This window comes from Serratia sp. Ser99, from assembly GCF_024519545.1.
GTDB classification, from domain to species: Bacteria; Pseudomonadota; Gammaproteobacteria; order Enterobacterales; family Enterobacteriaceae; genus Serratia; species Serratia liquefaciens.
Genome location: NZ_JALJRT010000007.1, coordinates 259,976 through 276,540 on the forward strand (window position 1 = coordinate 259,976; position 16,565 = coordinate 276,540).

Below are 16,565 nucleotides of genomic sequence, written 5' to 3' on the forward strand. Positions count from 1 at the left end.
TTATGTCAGCTACCTCTTTTCCATCGCGTTTGCGCGTGGTCGTGATGATGGCGCCGGGGCTGGTGCGAGAAGGCACCCTGAAAGTGTTAGCACTTACCCGTCAGGCGATCGCATCGTTAATTGTGGTCGACGATCTATTGACTCTGCGACAGACGTTATCGCAAGACGGAGCAGATATCATTATCACTGGGCTCTGCGGACATCGCGACAAACTGCGCGATTTTTTCCTGTTTTATTCCCACTATCTGCGTTTCGACCTCAATACTACCTGGCTGTTGTACAGCGAACCGTTAACACCGTTGCTAACCACTCTGAGCCCGTTGAGGCCGAGTGAAGGGCCATTGTGCCTACCGCACGATCTGCAGCCGCATCAGTTGCACGATTTGTTGCTGAAACGTCAGGCGTTGGGGCATCCGGCTTTTATGGCCAAGGGCCTGCTATGTCGGACGCCGTCGGAGATTGCTCTCAGTTGGCCGGAGTTACAGGTCCTCAGTCATTTTGTCTGTGATGCGCTTGAACACCTCGTTACGCCAACGGGGGGATTTACGACGAAGACCCTGAGTGCCCATAAACGTAGCGCGATGCGCAAACTGGGTGTGCATCGCGATCAAGAACTCCATGCGTTGCTGTATGGTTCTCGCTTATGCCCAACAAGGAGGTTGCCTGATGTTGCCCTCAGCCAGAGATAAACACATCCGCCGCTACACCTGGTTGGCGATGTTGCTGGTATGCGGCATCTTTGGGTGGGGGGTAATTTGGTGCGCACTGAAATTCGCCGGTATTTAATGGTTGGCCGCGCTTGGTCAAGCCGGCTCTTAAAACAATTTACCGACAAGTGCTTATGCCCTCAGGTCATTACGCTCACGGTTAGGGTGGCGGTGACTTTGTTGTGGGGCGTGCTGTTTTTCCCTCAAGCTGAGGCTGGCACGCTGTTGAATGGCTTGCCGACGTCCTTTATTGGTCGCAGTGGGAAAAACGCATTGCCTCAGCGGCTGGCACAATGCCGTCATGACGCCAAAATACTCGACGCTTCGCCTGCGAACCATGCCGGGCGTTATTTCCATGTTCTGAGCGATCGCTTCGCTCAATGGGGAATAGGCCCTGAAACCGATGTCAGTCCTCCATTGACCCGCGTCCAACGCTGCGAACTTAATCGTTTCTGTGACATGTTGCACCGGCTGGCCGGTAGGCAACTGTTGGATCAGCTGTTTTTGCCACAGGGCGGGGTGGCTGAAGTGGAATATCGTACGGTGGTCGTCACGGCCCCAGGTTTAAGGAGAAACAATGACACCTCTAAAAGTGATGGTTATGGAGCCGAATCCCTGGTTTCGGCACGGAGTCCTGGCGGTGCTTGCGTCACTCCCCGCCCAGTATGAGGTTTGTGGGGTGACTGACCGGCTGTCGGAATTGCGCGGTCTGTTGCACAAACAACCGCTCGACCTGTTGTTGTCAGATACCCACGGACACGATGAAAGCTTGGATGACTTCTTTGTTTTCCGTGGGAGATTCTGGAAGAAGCACGCTAATGTGACCTGGCTGATGTGGAGCGACGGTTATAGTCCTTTCTTGTCGGGTTTATCTTCCAAAATGATACTGCCGGTTTGTCTGCAAAAAACGCTGCGTCCGACCGAGTTGAACTCACTGTTGGTGTTGCGTCATCGGCTGGGACATCATCATTTTTTGGCTGAATACCGTCGGACCCAGATGCGCGTCTGCTGTCATCTGACGCAAAAAGAGCTTTTGGTTATCAGCGCGTTGGCGCATGGCGAGCCGCAAAAGCAACTGGCGCGGCGGTTGGGGCGAAGTGAAAAAACCATCAGTTCACATAAGGCCCATGCCTTGCGCAAGCTGGGTGCCAGTAGCGATCGGCGGCTATTCCATCACCAGGGGGAAAATCGCCTGTTGGATATCCTGCGCTATGCAGGCATCAACATTCCTCATACTCCCTTGGGGAGTTACTCAGCATAACCCATCATGCTGAAGAGCCGTTCGTAATAAGCCGCTAATCAATGTTATGCATGGGGTTGTCCCAGGCAACAGCGGTGTCAGTTTAGGGCTTGTGCTATGTTTACGCTGATTTCACCGCGTGGAGATGGGAAGTAAGATGAGTAAGCCACCGCTGTTTTTTATCGCTGTGATCGCGTTGATCGCCGTATTGGCGACGCACCGCTATTTCAATCAGCGCCGTATTGAAGCGGATAACGACCGTGCGCCGGTACGCAGTTTGCAGGTCACGGTGAGTGATAAACGTGAGTTTCCGGTCGCCAAGACCCGGGCACCGCAGCGTGAGCCGCTGGTCAATGAGCCGATGCATTATGAGGTGGTGTTTAGCCCACAGCGCGGTGGCGAGGAGATCCGGCTGCGGTTGAAGCCGTGGCAGTATAATCCGATTGAAAAAGGCGCACAGGGCACGTTGAGCATGCAGGGCACGCGGTTTGTCTCCTTTACTGCCCAGCCGTAGGGCACCGGACCCGGTGCCCATGTGGGGTTATTTTCTTTTGATCGGTGGCTGTTTTTTCTGCCAGGCCAGTAATTCGAAGACGCCAAAGATGAAGATCTTGGCTTCTTGCCAGTAGCTTATCGGCTGATCTTTCGGTTGTGTGGACTTCAACAGAACCAGCTGCAGCCCGTGCATCACCACCATAAAGAACAGCGCCACGTCGATGAAATATTTCAGCGGCTTGGGAAAGGGGTGAAACAGGTTGGAGAGCAGAAAGCCCCACACGCACAGCATCAGCAGGCGACCCAGATTAATCAGCATTTTCGGTTTTCTCTTGCGAACGGATATAAAGACGATAAGCCACCTGACCGGCGACTTTTTCACGGTGTAATTGCCAGTTGGCCGGGACATCAGCGGCGGCGCTTTCGGCTTCGGCCTCTACATAGATCCAGGCCTCATCGGCCAGCCAGCCCTGCTGCTCCAGCAGCGTGACGGTTTCAGCCAGCAAGCCTTTGCGAAATGGCGGATCGAGAAACACCACGTCAAACGGCTGAGCAGAGTTCGCCAGCCAGTTTAGCGTGTTGGTATTGACCACCTTGCCATTGCCCTGCAGCAGGGCCAGATTTTTTTCCAGTTGCTGCGCCACTGGGCGTTCAAACTCCAACAGCGTGACGCTGCCGGCATAGCGCGACAGCGCTTCCAGGCCGAGTGCGCCGCTACCGGCGAAGCAGTCCAGGCAGCGTGCGCCCTGGATCACCGGCGCCAGCCAGTTGAACAGGGTTTCCCGAACGCGATCGGTGGTCGGACGCAGCCCGGGGCTGTTGGGTACTGGCAGTTTTCGCCCGCGCCATTGGCCACCGATAATGCGGATCTGCCCGGCCGCAGCCTGAGGCGGTTTTTTTGCCGATGCCCGTGGCGATAGTCTTGTCATAGGTTTGCTTTGATTGTTTTCTGGCGGTGAGGCCGAATGAGTTGGCGATAAGTTGCCTCTATTCTACCGGTGAGAGGCGCCGGGGGAAACGGTAAAACTTTGTTGCCTGATTTCACAGTGGAAAGCATGCCGGATGCGTGTTGCTGAACGAGGGAAAGTGATAGACTCGGCGAATTATTGTCAGCATAAGCAAGCCTTCGGTACGGAGTAGAGTCATAACATGGCAAAAGATAAGAAACGCGGGTTTTTCTCCTGGCTGGGCTTCGGCCAGAAGGAAGAAGAGCAACAGCAACCTGAGACGCCGGTAGAAGCGGCGGAAAATCAGGCCGTGGAGACCCCGGCTGAACCGGTCGCTCCCAAGCTGGATGACCAGCTCCCCGCGCAGGAATCTGAACCTGCCGCTTCCGTAGAGACGCCAGGGGAGTGGGACGGCAGTCTGACCGGCGAACATATTGCAGAAAGCGTGCCGGCGATCGTCGAACACACTGCCGCGGCAGAAAAGCTGGCGGAAGAGATTGTCACCCTTACTGAACAGGTGGCGGCAGAACAGCAACAGCCGGCAGCGGAAGAGATTGCCGTGCCTGTGGCCGTGGTTCAGCCTGAACCCGAACTTGTCATCGAGCCTAAGCCAGAAACGACCGCGGTATCAGAACCCGAAGTGGTTACGCCAGAGCCGATTATTGCGCTAGAACCGGAAGTGGTTGAACCGGAACCGGTGATTGTGCCCGAACTGGAAGTGATTGAGCCTGAACCTACTATCGTGCCAGAGCCAGAGCCAGAGCCAGAGCCAGAGCCAGAGCCAGAGCCAGAGCCAGAGCCAGAGCCAGAGCCAGAGCCAGAGCCAGAGCCATTGTCGGCCAGCGTGGCGCTGGAACCGATTATTGTCGCGCCGGCCATTATCGAAGAAGAAGAAAAAGAACCCGAGCTGCTGGCCCCTGCGGTCACTCAGGAGCAGGAACGTCCGACCAAAGAAGGCTTCTTTGCCCGGCTGAAACGTAGTCTGGTGAAAACCAAGCAAAATTTGGGATCCGGTTTTGTCGGCTTGTTCCGCGGCAAGAAAATTGACGACGAACTGTTTGAAGAGCTGGAAGAACAGCTGCTGATTGCCGACGTCGGCGTGGAAACCACGCGTAAAATCATTACCTCTCTGACTCAGCATGCCAGCCGCAAGCAGTTGAAAGACGCCGATGCGTTATACGGCAAGCTGAAGGAGGAAATGTCCGAAATTCTGGCTAAAGTTGATCAGCCGCTGGATGTTGGCGGTAAAAACCCGTATGTCATTCTGATGGTTGGGGTGAACGGTGTGGGTAAAACCACCACCATCGGTAAGCTGGCTCGCCAGTTCCAGGCGGAAGGCAAATCGGTGATGCTGGCGGCGGGGGACACCTTCCGTGCCGCGGCGGTAGAGCAACTGCAGGTGTGGGGCGAGCGCAACCGTATTCCGGTTGTGGCGCAGCATACCGGCGCGGATTCCGCCTCGGTGATTTACGATGCGGTCCAGGCCGCCAAGGCCCGTGGCATCGACGTGCTGTTGGCTGATACGGCAGGGCGTTTGCAGAACAAAGCGCACCTGATGGAAGAGCTGAAGAAGATTGTCCGCGTCATGAAAAAACTGGACGACCAGGCCCCCCATGAGGTTATGCTGACTCTCGATGCCAGCACCGGACAGAATGCTGTCAGCCAGGCGAAATTATTTAATGAAGCCGTGGGCTTAACCGGTATCACACTGACTAAACTGGACGGTACCGCCAAGGGCGGGGTGATCTTCGCCATTGCCGATCAGTTCGGTATCCCGATTCGCTATATCGGCGTTGGGGAAGGCATCGAAGATTTGCGGCCGTTTAAGGCTGACGATTTTATTGAGGCACTTTTTGCCCGAGAGGATTAATACGGATGATTCGCTTTGAACAGGTCAGTAAAGCTTATCTGGGCGGACGGCAGGCCCTGCAGGGGGTGGATTTCCATCTGCGCCCGGCAGAGATGGCGTTTCTGACCGGCCATTCCGGCGCGGGGAAGAGTACCCTGCTGAAACTGATTTGTGGTATCGAACGGCCAAGCGCCGGCCATATTTGGTTTGGCGGCCATGACATCAGCCGGTTGAAAAACCGCGAGGTGCCGTTCCTGCGTCGTCAGATCGGCATGATTTTCCAGGATCACCATCTGCTGCTGGATCGCACGGTGTATGACAACGTGGCAATGCCACTGATTATCGCCGGCGCCAGCACCGAAGACATTCGTCGCCGCGTTTCCGCTGCGTTGGACAAGGTCGGGCTGCTGGATAAGGCGAAGAACTTCCCGATTCAGCTTTCCGGCGGTGAGCAGCAGCGTGTGGGTATCGCCCGCGCGGTGGTGAACAAGCCGGCGGTACTGCTGGCGGATGAGCCTACCGGTAACCTGGACGATGCGTTGTCGGAAGGCATTCTGCGCCTGTTCGAGGAGTTTAACCGCGTGGGTGTCACCGTGTTGATGGCCACCCACGACACCGGGCTGATCGCCCGTCGCAATTACCGCATTCTGCGCCTGAGCCAGGGCCGCATGGCTGGAGGAGCGCATCATGGCGAATAATGCAAAAACCGCCAAGAGCAAAGCGCTGCGTGGCGGCTGGCGGGAACAATGGCGCTACGCCTGGATGAACGCCGTCAAGGATATGCTGCGCCAGCCACTGGCGACGCTGCTGACGGTGATGGTCATCGCCATCTCCCTGACGCTGCCAAGCGTGTGTTATATCGTTTGGAAAAACGTCAGCACCGCGGCGACGCAATGGTACCCTACGCCGCAGTTAACGGTGTACCTGGATAAATCCCTGGATGACGGCGCGGCGGTGAAAGTGCTCGACGCCATCAAAGCAGAAGCTGGCGTTGAGAAAGTGAATTACCTGTCGCGTGAAGAGGCCCGGGGCGAATTCCGCAACTGGTCCGGCTTTGGCGGCGCGCTGGATATGCTGGAAGAGAACCCGTTACCGGCGGTCGCTATCATCACGCCGAAAATGAGCTTCCAAAGTTCCGACACCCTCAATACCCTGCGCGATCGCGTCGCGGCGGTGCAGGGGGTGGATGAAGTGCGGATGGACGACAGCTGGTTTGCTCGTCTGGCTGCACTGACCGGGCTGGTGGGGCAAGTGGCTGCAATGATCGGCGTGCTGATGGTGGTGGCGGTGTTCCTGGTGATCGGCAACAGCGTACGTCTGAGCATCTTCAGCCGCCGCGATACTATCAACGTGATGAAGCTGATTGGCGCCACCGACGGTTTCATCCTGCGGCCTTTCCTGAACGGCGGAGCGATGCTGGGCTTCTTTGGCGCATTGCTGTCGTTGGTGTTGTCCGGGGCGATGGTGTGGCGGCTGGAGTCGGTGGTCACCGGCGTAGCCAAGGTATTTGGTACCACCTTTACCCTGCACGGCCTGGGTTGGGATGAGGCGCTGTTGCTGCTGATTGTTTCCGCGATGATCGGCTGGATCGCCGCCTGGCTGGCGACGGTGCAACATTTACGCCGATTTACACCACAATAAAGATTTTTTGGTATACTCTTCTCCTGCTGCTCCGAGCGTGTTGCGGGAGAAGAGCTACCGGCACTAACTTAAGCACCATCCAGTCTCTTCTTAGCGCACAAATTCCCTATCGGCCTGAATATTCGTCACGTATTGTCATGGACAATGCGATCGAAAAACTGTGAACTAATAGGGCGGAACGCGGTCAAAATCTGCAGCAAAATGTTATGGTGCCCGGTGTGTGGACCGCTTTTGCAATAGCAACTGCCGTAGAATCAATCATTTCCCCGCCGTGACAATCACCTGCATGACCTGTTTTTTCAAGAGAGGGTTTGAATGACCAAAGAAATGCAAACTTTAGCTTTAGTGCCCCAGGGCAGTTTGGAAGCCTATATCCGGGCCGCCAACACCTATCCGATGCTGACGGCAGAGGAAGAGCGGGAGCTGGCTGAACGGCTGCATTATCAGGGCGATCTGGAAGCCGCTAAGCAGCTCATCCTGTCTCACCTGCGCTTTGTCGCTCATATTGCCCGTAATTACTCCGGTTACGGCCTGCCTCAGGCAGACCTGATCCAGGAAGGTAATATTGGCCTGATGAAAGCTGTTCGCCGCTTCAACCCAGAGGTTGGTGTGCGTCTGGTTTCCTTTGCGGTGCATTGGATCAAGGCAGAAATTCACGAGTACGTACTGCGCAACTGGCGTATCGTCAAAGTGGCTACCACCAAAGCACAGCGCAAGCTGTTCTTTAATCTGCGTAAAACCAAGCAGCGTCTGGGCTGGTTCAATCAGGATGAGGTGGAATTGGTTGCTCGCGAGTTGGGTGTGACCAGCAAGGATGTCCGCGAGATGGAATCCCGCATGGCGGCGCAGGACATGACGTTCGATCCTACGCCGGACGACGAAGCCCGTGATGGCCAGTCTATGGCGCCGGTGCTGTACCTGCAGGATAAAAGCTCGGACTTCGCCGAAGGCATCGAGGAAGATAACTGGGAAAGCAACGCCGCAGACAAACTGGCCTATGCGCTGGAAGGTCTGGACGAGCGTAGCCAGCATATCATTCGCGCCCGTTGGTTGGATGACGACAATAAATCCACGTTGCAAGAGCTGGCCGATCAGTACGGTGTTTCCGCTGAGCGTGTGCGCCAGCTAGAAAAGAACGCCATGAAGAAACTGAAAATGGCGATCGAAGCCTAATCCCGCATAAGCGTTAAAAAGCCCGGCTAGCCGGGCTTTTTTGTGCCTGAAATTCGGCGTTATGGCGCGATCGCCGCAAAATCGGGTACCGGACAGTCATAACCAAACTTGTTGGCCCAGGCATAGCGCGTCCCGTTATTGATATAGCGCTGATACAGCGCCCGGCCGGTTTTCGCGTCACGTTTAATCACCCAACCGGCGGCATTACACAACACGGCGGCATAGGCCTGGCTTTTTGGCGGCAGTAAGTCGGCGGCCTGCTGCGCCAGATCAACCGCCTGCCAGCGGTAGTGCAGGAAGCGATTATCCTGCGGCGGTAACGCCGCTTTGGCCCGTGCTGCCTCGGCACTGCTGATCCAGCTCTTATGCTTGAGCTCACGCGTATCAAAGGCATCCCCCAGATAGGAATAACCGGCGTCATAAATTGCATAGTCCGGTGTCATCTCATAACCCGTGAACACCAATCCCTGGCTGCGCAGCAGCGTTGCAGCCTGATAGTAGGCTTTGGCCCGCGCCAGCTTGTCTGCGGATTTATCCTGCGCCGTTTTCAGCGTATCGGCGTACTGTTGGGCAACCTGACGATAGTTCGGGATGTCAAAGTAGGCCATTGCTTCTTGAGGGCGTCCGGCGCGCATCAGCCGCCGCGCCAGCAGCTCGCGCAGTTGCACCTCCGGCGTAAGCGGCTGGCCGTTGTAGTCGTCGGGATTGACCGGTTTCAACGGCGTAGCTGGGGCTGGCACATGCTTATCAACAAAGCCTTTCAGTTCATCGATGGTCAGCACGCGTTCGGCCACGTCGGCGACGTCCGCCCAGTAAATATCTTTGCCGCGATAGAGGAAGTCCATTGCCTGCAGATAGTCGCCGCGATCCAGGGCCAGAATAGCCTGCTCCCCCGCCACCCGGCATTCGGGCACGATGGTTTCTGGCGTAAAGTCCGCATTACGCTGTTCGCCCCAGCTTTCATTGGAGGGGAATGCGGCCGCCGCTTTGGCGTAGTCTGCGGTAGCGGCTTTAACATCCCCGTCGCGCAGCGCCATTTTGGCGCGTAACCACCAGGCCAGGCCACTGTCGCCAGCGTGTTTCAGCAGGCTGGCCGCCATCGGGTATTGTCCTGCTCGGTAGGCCAGCGCCGCCAGCCGGTCGCTGCCGCTGAAACCGCTTTTCACCGAGGCGTCCAGCAGCGTCAGGATTTGGCTGATGATTTGTGCTGAGCGAGTGCCGGTGCCGTCCGTATCGGTCATTTGCAGATTACTGCTGCGGGCAAACAGCTCAATGGTGACCAGTTGTTGGATCAACGGATCGGCGATTGTTTGCTTAAGAATATCGAAGTGATCCGGATTGACCAGGTAACTGGAGACGTACTGCAGCGACAGTGCCCCATTTTGGTCACCCTGTGCCGCCTGTTGAGCATATAACTTCGCTGCCTGGGTGACGTTGCCGAGCCAGAAATGAATGCGGGCCTGCTGCCCAAGGCTGCTTAGTGCCAGTTGATCTGGATCGGCCGTACCGCCTTTCACTTTATCAATCACCTGCTGGAAGGCCGCTAGCGCCTGCTCGAGCTGGGGCTTCGCGGGATGTTCGACTGCGATGCTCGAGCCGTCACCTTCGTTTTCCGGCGTGCCGTAATCGCCCATCAACAACCGACCGAGTGAATACTGCGCCCTTAGCCCCCAGTCACCTTGATCTGCGGCAGGTAGCGCCAGAACCTGTTGGAAGTACTCGCTGGCGCGCGGGTCTTTACCGGCGAAGGCCACTGCACCCAGTTGGTAAAGGCGGGCCGCGTCAGACAGCCCCTGGCTATTGACCGCATCGGCCTCTTCAACGGTTTTTGCCGCACGCATTTTCTCGATGATGATAGTTTCCGGCGACAGCGGCATCGGTTTCGGTGGCATCGCCGGTGGCGGTGCTTTCCACAACGGCAGCTGTTTATCCACTGCGACCAGACGCCCGGCTTCAAAGGCAAAGTTGCCTTCCGGCATATACAGCAGCGTGCCGTTGCGATCGACCAGTAAACGGTTAGGGAAATCCGGCCCGCAGGCGTAGCCATTAAGTGGCATCGCCAGCGCCGAGCCGATCAGGGCAGCCAGTGGAAGAGTTCGGCCGCGCAGAGTCCGTGTAGCGCGTGCATTACGGTGTGACAAGGGTGCCTCCTGGCGTCAGTTGTTGGCAGCGGATCCAGCCCAACGGCCGGGACTGCCCGGCGCGCAGCTGGTCACTGCGGGTAAGCACAAAGCGTAGTCGTTGAGGCTCGCTTTCCAGCCGGTAGTTGCCTGCCGCGTCCGCCGCCAGGCACTCGCTGGCGATGATGACGATTTCATGCGGCAGCGGTGCATCCACCGGCCCGTTATTTTGAATTATCAGATCATTCAGCCCATTTTGCAGCGCCTGAGGGCTAAATTTTACCTGCCAGCTGACGTCGAGTGGTTGCTTTTCTATTACCGCCCTCAGCGTAGCCAGTGACCAGGCGCGGCGATCTTCCTCCAGTGGCAAACGGAACCAGATCAGGCCCAGCAGGTGCGGTGTGGTCCGTGTGTTCAACTGGCGCAGAAAATCGGCCACCTGCTGCGGCGCGACCGTCAGTTCGCGCGAGGTACCCGCCACGCGTACGGAGGCTTCGCTTTCCACCTGCGCGCCTTGCGTATCGAACCCCACCAAACCCATGCCATAGGCAGGCAGCGCCACCCGGAAAGGTCTTGGCGTGATTTGTGCGTACTGTTTTACCCACCGCAGTGCCAGCGGGGCAGCAAACAGGCCTTGTTCGGGCGACAGTACGGCATGCACCTGCAGCACGGAGCTGTCTGCCTGTTGCAAAACACCGGGAAGCGCAGCTGAGCCGATCCAGGCCGGCAATGCGGTAATGCCCAGTTGCAGTGAGGAGGGCAATTGCTGACGCAACTGCTGCAGGAAATGCTGATAGGCGGGCAGGCGCGCGGTAGCTGCGTCATGATCGATTTCAACGCCGATCACTTGCAGCCCGGCGGCTTGCCAGCGTTGCACCTGTTTTAGCAAACGTTGGCGAATCGCGACTTCATCCAGTTGCGTCAACTGCCCATCCAGACGGGCCACCAGCCACAGCGGGCGGCCATCTTGTTTCAGTAAGGGGAGATTGACCGGGATTTCCCGCCAGCCCTCACGCGGGTGCACTTGTAAACCCAGCACCCGCAGCGTAGGGAACAGATCGCGGCTTTGCGCCAGTGCGGCAACATGCTGCGGCGTCCAAACGCGTTGCCAGACGTAGACCTGATTATCCCAGGTCGGCTGTATCCGCAGCGCCTGCTGGCGGCCGCCGAACCAGGCGATTAACGCCAGCACCAGCACCAACAGTGCGAGGAACCTGCGCTTCATCGTTGCCAGAGTTCGCCTTGCTGAGTGAAACCGCAGGCGCGCATAAAGTTATCCACCTCGCCCCGCTCGCGTGGGGTCAGACCGGCGGTCGAAAGCTGCCAATGCGTTATCTGCGGTAACTGACGCTGCACGTCCTGCACCAGATACAGCCCGACGCCGCGACGGCGCGTGACTTCACGCACCAGCAAATCCTGCAGTTGGGCACGTTCACCGTCCAGCTCGAGTTTCACCGCACCCAGCAGCCGCTCATTGAAGCGTGCGGCGAACAGCGCTTTATTGCCGTTCAACCCGCTTTGCCACTGTTCCGGCTGCTGATGCGGCCAGATTTTGCCAAGGTCGATAAGGTCTTGCTGGGACAGCGTGGTTAATCGCTCAATAGTCAGTTTCATGCAGGATTTCCGAACGGCTAATCGATGCCGACAGTGTAATAGATCTTGCACAGAGCGTTGTGTAAGTTTTTCTGTACGATTACTGCGCAAAATGTTTTTTGCAGGACGCATTTTCCGAGTAAATATGTAGTTAATCGATCGAGAACCAGCATAACGCGCTGTGCCTGATGCAAAACAGCGCAGATTTAATCCGGATTTTATGCTGTTTACACCGCTTGTTTCTGATTGTGTAAGTTGATTTGCAGCAGAAAATTCCTGTTTAATGGCATGAAAAATAAAGTCTTATTAGAAAATATTGTCGAAAAAACACCTAAATCATTATTACTTATGAATAAAAGTAGTAAATAAGGGTTGGGTGTCGGCAAACACAACAGGTACGTTCACAACGACAGATGGGGATTTGCGGATGAAATTAACAAAAGGTAAGGCGCTGTTGGCGGGTTGTATCGCGATGGCTATCGGGCATGCGGCAATGGCGAAAGACATCAAGGTGGCGATCGTCGGGGCGATGTCCGGCCCGGTGGCGCAGTATGGCGATATGGAATTCACCGGCGCCCGTCAGGCGATTGCCGATATCAACGCCAAGGGCGGTATCAAGGGCGACAAACTGGTCGGCGTGGAATATGACGACGCCTGCGATCCAAAACAGGCAGTAGCCGTCGCCAACAAGGTAATCAATGACGGTATCCGCTATGTGATTGGCCACCTGTGCTCATCCTCGACGCAGCCGGCTTCCGACATCTATGAAGATGAAGGCGTCATCATGATCACCCCGGCGGCCACTAACGCCGATCTGACCACTCGTGGTTACAAAATGATCATGCGTACCACCGGCCTGGATTCCGATCAGGGGCCAACGGCGGCGAAATACATCCTCAGCGAGATCAAACCCAAGCGCATTGCCGTGGTTCACGACAAGCAGCAGTATGGCGAAGGCCTGGCGCGCTCGGTGCGCGACAGCCTGAAAAAGCAGGGCACCGACGTGGTGATGTTTGAAGGTATCACCGCCGGCGATAAAGATTTCTCCACCCTGGTGGCGCGCCTGAAGAAAGAAAATGTCGATTTCGTTTACTTTGGCGGTTACTACCCGGAAATGGGCCAGATCCTGCGTCAGGCTAAACAGGCCGGTTTGACCACCCGCTTTATGGGGCCGGAAGGCGTGGGCAACTCCTCACTGTCCAATATCGCCGGTGCCGCCTCTGAAGGCATGCTGGTGACCCTGCCTAAACGTTACGATCAGGTCCCTGCCAACAAACCTGTTGTAGATGCGCTTAAAGCCAAAAAGCTGGATCCAACCGGACCGTTCGTCTGGACCACTTACGCGGCGCTGCAATCTCTGACTGCCGGGATGGAGCGCAGCGGCAGCCAGGAACCGGCCGACATCGTCAAGGACCTGAAAACCGGCAAGCCGGTGGACACCGTGATGGGGCCGTTGAGCTGGGATGACAAAGGCGATCTTAAAGGCTTCGAGTTCGGCGTGTTCGAATGGCATGCTGACGGCACTTCAACGCCGATTAAATAATATACCCGTCGTCTTTCACGTTGCAGCGTTGTTGGCTTCACGGGTGCACCCCAGTCACTTAGTTTACTAAGCTCCTGGGGATTTACCCGCTTGCCGCCTAGCTGCAACGCGAAATCCATTGGGTATAAGCGTTTTTAATGATTGTTATTTCAGGTTTGCTTTACCCAAAATAAATTGAAGTTGCATCAAGGCGGCAAGGGAACGATTCGGGTGAATGAGTGCAGCCAACACAAATGCAACTTCAAGTGTGATGGGTATAGAAAGCACAGCCAAGGGTTAGAGTATGTCTGAGCAGGTTCTCTATTTTCTGCAGCAAATGTTCAACGGCGTCACGTTGGGCAGCACCTATGCATTGATCGCCATCGGTTACACCATGGTCTACGGCATCATCGGCATGATCAACTTCGCCCACGGTGAGGTGTATATGATCGGCAGCTATGTCTCCTTTATTGTTATCGCCGCCCTGATGATGATCGGCATCGACGTCGGTTGGCTGCTGATTGGCGCGGCTTTCCTGGTATCGATCGTGATCGCCAGCGCTTACGGCTGGAGCATCGAACGGGTGGCCTACAAGCCGGTACGCAACTCCAAACGCCTGATCGCGCTGATTTCCGCCATAGGAATGTCGATATTCCTGCAAAACTACGTCAGCCTGACCCAGGGCTCGCGCGACCTGGCGTTGCCAAGCCTGGTCACCGGGCAATGGGTGCTGGGGGAAAGCAACGGCTTTGCCGCCACCATCAGCACCATGCAGCTGATTATTTGGGTAGTCACTTTCCTGGCGATGCTGGCGTTGACGATGTTTATTCGTTATTCACGTATGGGCCGCGCCTGCCGCGCCTGTGCGGAGGATTTGAAGATGGCCAGCCTGCTGGGCATCAATACCGACCGGGTTATCTCGCTGACCTTTGTGATCGGTGCGGTGATGGCGGCGGTCGCTGGCGTACTGCTCGGGCAATTCTACGGAGTGATTAACCCCTATATCGGCTTTATGGCCGGCATGAAGGCCTTCACCGCGGCGGTGTTGGGCGGCATCGGCAGCATCCCCGGCGCGATGATTGGCGGCCTGGTATTGGGGGTGGCAGAGGCGCTGACTTCGGCTTACCTGAGTACCGAATATAAAGACGTGGTGTCGTTCGCGCTGCTGATTGTGGTGCTGCTGATCATGCCTACCGGCATCCTTGGGCGTCCGGAGGTTGAGAAAGTATGAAACTCAATTTGCTCAACGCGCTGATCGCCACCCTGGTGCTGTTTGTGATGGCTTCATTCCTGATGGGCATGCAGCTGAGCCTGGACGGTACCAAACTGGTGGTGCACGGCGCGGCGGAAGTGCGCTGGATGTGGATCGGCATCGGCTGCGTCATTGTGTTTTTCTTCCAACTGCTGCGCCCGCTGATGCAGCACGGGCTGAAAAAAATCTCCGGCCCGGCCTGGGTATTACCGAGCTTCGATGGTACGACCGCCCGGCAGAAGCTGTTGGCCGCAGCGATCATTATCGCCGCGGTTGCCTGGCCATTTCTGGTCTCACGCGGCTCGGTGGATATCGCCACGCTGACGTTGATCTATGTGATGTTGGGCCTGGGCCTGAACGTGGTGGTGGGGCTGTCCGGTTTGCTGGTATTGGGCTACGGCGGTTTCTATGCGATTGGCGCTTACACTTACGCACTGCTGAACCATTATTACGGCCTGGGTTTCTGGGAGAGCCTGCCGCTGGCGGGTATGGTCACCGCCCTCTTTGGTTTTCTGCTCGGGTTCCCGGTGCTGCGCCTGCGCGGCGATTATCTGGCGATTGTCACGCTGGGGTTCGGTGAGATCGTGCGCATCCTGTTGTTGAACAATACCGAGATCACCGGCGGGCCGAACGGTATCAGCCAGATCCCGAAACCGACCTTTTTCGGCCTGGAGTTCAACCGCAGCGCGCGTGACGGCGGCTGGGATACCTTCCATAACTTCTTTGGCCTGAAATATGATCCGAGCGATCGCATTGTCTTTTTGTACCTGGTGGCGTTGTTGCTGGTGGTGCTGACTCTGTTTGTGATCAACCGCCTGCTGCGCATGCCGCTGGGCCGTGCCTGGGAAGCTTTGCGCGAAGATGAAATCGCTTGCCGTTCACTGGGGCTTAATCCGACCAGAATCAAACTGACCGCTTTTACCATCAGCGCCGCCTTCGCCGGTTTTGCCGGCACGCTGTTCGCTGCGCGCCAGGGCTTCGTCAGCCCGGAATCCTTCACCTTTGTCGAGTCGGCCTTCGTGTTGGCGATCGTGGTCTTGGGCGGCATGGGATCGCAGTTCGCGGTGATCCTGGCGGCGATCCTGCTGGTAGTGTCGCGCGAACTGATGCGTGACCTGAACGAATACAGCATGCTGTTGCTGGGTGCCTTGATGGTATTGATGATGATTTGGCGGCCGCAGGGACTGCTGCCGATGAAGCGGCCACAGCTAAAACTGAAGGCGGCGGATATGCAAGCAGGCAAGGGGGAGCAAGTATGAGCATGCAACCTTTGCTGAAGGTCGAAGGACTGTCGATGCGTTTCGGCGGCCTGCTGGCGGTCAATAACGTGGCGCTGACGCTCAACGAGGGCGAGATTGTCTCGCTGATCGGCCCGAACGGTGCCGGAAAAACCACGGTGTTTAACTGCCTGACCGGCTTTTACCGTCCGACCAGCGGCACCATCAAACTGCGTGAGCGCCATCTGGAAGGGTTGCCCGGCCAGGCCATCGCCCGGATGGGCGTGGTGCGGACTTTCCAGCACGTACGGCTGTTTCGCGAGATGACGGTGATCGAAAACCTGTTGGTCGCACAGCATCAGCATCTGAAAAGCGGCGTGTTCGCCGGGCTGCTGAAAACGCCGGCCTTCCGCCGTGCCGAAGCCGATGCGCTGGAGCGTGCCTCGGTTTGGCTGCAACGGGTGGGCCTGTTGGAGATGGCGAACCGTTCGGCGGGTAATCTGGCTTACGGCCAGCAACGGCGGCTGGAGATTGCGCGCTGCATGGTCACCCGGCCGGAATTACTGATGCTGGACGAGCCGGCGGCGGGCCTGAACCCAAAGGAAACCGACGAGCTGGATCACCTGATCGTCGAGCTGCGCAATCAGCATAAGGTGTCGGTGCTGCTGATCGAGCACGACATGAAACTGGTGATGGGCATCTCCGATCGTATCTACGTGGTGAACCAGGGCACGCCGTTGGCGCAGGGCACCCCGGCAGAAATCCGTAACAACCCGGACGTGATCCGGGCCTATCTGGGCGAATAATTT

The 16,565-nt window shown here is 56.9% G+C and carries 17 protein-coding genes; 12 read left to right on the forward strand and 5 right to left on the reverse strand.

What is annotated here, in order from left to right; all coding sequences use genetic code 11:
* Positions 1 to 2: 2 nt before the first annotated feature.
* The 4 genes from NR114_RS15995 (at position 3) to NR114_RS16010 (ending at position 2,461) form a co-directional block, all read left to right on the forward strand.
* Complete coding sequence (locus NR114_RS15995) at positions 3 to 689, forward strand: hypothetical protein (protein ID WP_046374723.1); 687 nt, start codon at positions 3 to 5, stop codon at positions 687 to 689.
* Between the two features lie 69 nt (positions 690 to 758).
* Positions 759 to 1,376, forward strand: coding sequence for a hypothetical protein (locus NR114_RS16000; RefSeq protein WP_153263162.1), 618 nt, complete (start codon positions 759 to 761; stop codon positions 1,374 to 1,376).
* Positions 1,348 to 1,968, forward strand: coding sequence for a helix-turn-helix transcriptional regulator (locus NR114_RS24270; RefSeq protein WP_165367005.1), 621 nt, complete (start codon positions 1,348 to 1,350; stop codon positions 1,966 to 1,968). Before NR114_RS16000 ends, NR114_RS24270 begins: the two co-directional genes overlap by 29 nt.
* Positions 1,969 to 2,104: 136 nt before the next feature.
* Positions 2,105 to 2,461 (forward strand): DUF2500 domain-containing protein, encoded by a 357-nt coding sequence (locus NR114_RS16010; RefSeq protein ID WP_020824810.1) that lies wholly within the window; start codon positions 2,105 to 2,107, stop codon positions 2,459 to 2,461.
* 27 nt (positions 2,462 to 2,488) lie between these two features.
* On the opposite strand, the gene NR114_RS16015 is transcribed toward NR114_RS16010, so the two are convergent.
* A complete protein-coding gene (locus NR114_RS16015) occupies positions 2,489 to 2,761 on the reverse strand; it encodes a DUF1145 family protein (RefSeq protein WP_006317223.1) in 273 nt (90 codons plus the stop codon).
* On the reverse strand, positions 2,751 to 3,371 hold the full coding sequence (gene rsmD / locus NR114_RS16020) for a 16S rRNA (guanine(966)-N(2))-methyltransferase (protein WP_048762257.1): 621 nt from the start codon (positions 3,369 to 3,371) through the stop codon (positions 2,751 to 2,753). Before rsmD ends, NR114_RS16015 begins: the two co-directional genes overlap by 11 nt.
* Positions 3,372 to 3,591: 220 nt before the next feature.
* Between rsmD and ftsY the strand changes: the two genes are divergently transcribed.
* The 4 genes from ftsY (at position 3,592) to rpoH (ending at position 8,052) form a co-directional block, all read left to right on the forward strand.
* Positions 3,592 to 5,259, forward strand: coding sequence for a signal recognition particle-docking protein FtsY (gene ftsY / locus NR114_RS16025; RefSeq protein WP_256824840.1), 1,668 nt, complete (start codon positions 3,592 to 3,594; stop codon positions 5,257 to 5,259).
* A 5-nt stretch (positions 5,260 to 5,264) separates the two neighbouring features.
* Entirely contained in the window at positions 5,265 to 5,936 is a 672-nt protein-coding gene (ftsE, locus tag NR114_RS16030) for a cell division ATP-binding protein FtsE (protein WP_020824813.1), read from the forward strand.
* The gene (gene ftsX, locus NR114_RS16035) at positions 5,926 to 6,879 is read left to right on the forward strand and encodes a permease-like cell division protein FtsX (RefSeq protein WP_115057970.1); all 954 of its coding nucleotides are present in this window, start codon (positions 5,926 to 5,928) and stop codon (positions 6,877 to 6,879) included. Before ftsE ends, ftsX begins: the two co-directional genes overlap by 11 nt.
* Positions 6,880 to 7,194: 315 nt before the next feature.
* Positions 7,195 to 8,052: an RNA polymerase sigma factor RpoH gene (gene rpoH, locus NR114_RS16040; RefSeq protein WP_020824815.1), complete on the forward strand. Its 858-nt coding sequence runs from the start codon at positions 7,195 to 7,197 to the stop codon at positions 8,050 to 8,052.
* A 59-nt stretch (positions 8,053 to 8,111) separates the two neighbouring features.
* On the opposite strand, the gene NR114_RS16045 is transcribed toward rpoH, so the two are convergent.
* The 3 genes from NR114_RS16045 to panM form a co-directional block, all read right to left on the reverse strand.
* Positions 8,112 to 10,109 carry a hypothetical protein gene (locus NR114_RS16045; RefSeq protein ID WP_234529559.1) on the reverse strand — a complete coding sequence of 666 codons (1,998 nt, stop codon included), beginning with the start codon at positions 10,107 to 10,109 and terminating at the stop codon, positions 8,112 to 8,114.
* A 70-nt stretch (positions 10,110 to 10,179) separates the two neighbouring features.
* The gene (locus NR114_RS16050) at positions 10,180 to 11,397 is read right to left on the reverse strand and encodes a DUF3142 domain-containing protein (protein ID WP_234529556.1); all 1,218 of its coding nucleotides are present in this window, start codon (positions 11,395 to 11,397) and stop codon (positions 10,180 to 10,182) included.
* Complete coding sequence (gene panM, locus NR114_RS16055) at positions 11,394 to 11,786, reverse strand: aspartate 1-decarboxylase autocleavage activator PanM (protein ID WP_048762262.1); 393 nt, start codon at positions 11,784 to 11,786, stop codon at positions 11,394 to 11,396. Before panM ends, NR114_RS16050 begins: the two co-directional genes overlap by 4 nt.
* 406 nt (positions 11,787 to 12,192) lie before the next feature.
* Between panM and NR114_RS16060 the strand changes: the two genes are divergently transcribed.
* The 4 genes from NR114_RS16060 (at position 12,193) to livG (ending at position 16,562) form a co-directional block, all read left to right on the forward strand.
* On the forward strand, positions 12,193 to 13,308 hold the full coding sequence (locus NR114_RS16060; RefSeq protein WP_046374714.1) for a branched-chain amino acid ABC transporter substrate-binding protein: 1,116 nt from the start codon (positions 12,193 to 12,195) through the stop codon (positions 13,306 to 13,308).
* Positions 13,309 to 13,591: 283 nt separating this feature from the next.
* Entirely contained in the window at positions 13,592 to 14,518 is a 927-nt protein-coding gene (gene livH, locus NR114_RS16065) for a high-affinity branched-chain amino acid ABC transporter permease LivH (protein ID WP_020824820.1), read from the forward strand.
* Positions 14,515 to 15,798, forward strand: a complete 1,284-nt coding sequence (locus NR114_RS16070; protein WP_020824821.1) for a high-affinity branched-chain amino acid ABC transporter permease LivM — start codon at positions 14,515 to 14,517, stop codon at positions 15,796 to 15,798. Before livH ends, NR114_RS16070 begins: the two co-directional genes overlap by 4 nt.
* Entirely contained in the window at positions 15,795 to 16,562 is a 768-nt protein-coding gene (gene livG / locus NR114_RS16075) for a high-affinity branched-chain amino acid ABC transporter ATP-binding protein LivG (protein ID WP_020824822.1), read from the forward strand. The genes NR114_RS16070 and livG overlap by 4 nt, the downstream gene beginning before the upstream one ends.
* The last annotated feature ends 3 nt before the right edge of the window (positions 16,563 to 16,565 follow it).

Coding starts and splice junctions, on each gene's coding strand:
- NR114_RS15995 (WP_046374723.1), top strand. CDS start 3: ATGTCAGCTACCTCTTTTCCATCGCGTTTGCGCGTGGTCGTGATGATG.
- NR114_RS16010 (WP_020824810.1), top strand. CDS start 2,105: ATGAGTAAGCCACCGCTGTTTTTTATCGCTGTGATCGCGTTGATCGCC.
- NR114_RS16015 (WP_006317223.1), bottom strand. CDS start 2,761: ATGCTGATTAATCTGGGTCGCCTGCTGATGCTGTGCGTGTGGGGCTTT.
- rsmD (WP_048762257.1), bottom strand. CDS start 3,371: ATGACAAGACTATCGCCACGGGCATCGGCAAAAAAACCGCCTCAGGCT.
- ftsY (WP_256824840.1), top strand. CDS start 3,592: ATGGCAAAAGATAAGAAACGCGGGTTTTTCTCCTGGCTGGGCTTCGGC.
- ftsE (WP_020824813.1), top strand. CDS start 5,265: ATGATTCGCTTTGAACAGGTCAGTAAAGCTTATCTGGGCGGACGGCAG.
- ftsX (WP_115057970.1), top strand. CDS start 5,926: ATGGCGAATAATGCAAAAACCGCCAAGAGCAAAGCGCTGCGTGGCGGC.
- rpoH (WP_020824815.1), top strand. CDS start 7,195: ATGACCAAAGAAATGCAAACTTTAGCTTTAGTGCCCCAGGGCAGTTTG.
- NR114_RS16045 (WP_234529559.1), bottom strand. CDS start 10,109: ATGCCACTTAATGGCTACGCCTGCGGGCCGGATTTCCCTAACCGTTTA.
- NR114_RS16050 (WP_234529556.1), bottom strand. CDS start 11,397: ATGAAGCGCAGGTTCCTCGCACTGTTGGTGCTGGTGCTGGCGTTAATC.
- panM (WP_048762262.1), bottom strand. CDS start 11,786: ATGAAACTGACTATTGAGCGATTAACCACGCTGTCCCAGCAAGACCTT.
- NR114_RS16060 (WP_046374714.1), top strand. CDS start 12,193: ATGAAATTAACAAAAGGTAAGGCGCTGTTGGCGGGTTGTATCGCGATG.
- livH (WP_020824820.1), top strand. CDS start 13,592: ATGTCTGAGCAGGTTCTCTATTTTCTGCAGCAAATGTTCAACGGCGTC.
- NR114_RS16070 (WP_020824821.1), top strand. CDS start 14,515: ATGAAACTCAATTTGCTCAACGCGCTGATCGCCACCCTGGTGCTGTTT.
- livG (WP_020824822.1), top strand. CDS start 15,795: ATGAGCATGCAACCTTTGCTGAAGGTCGAAGGACTGTCGATGCGTTTC.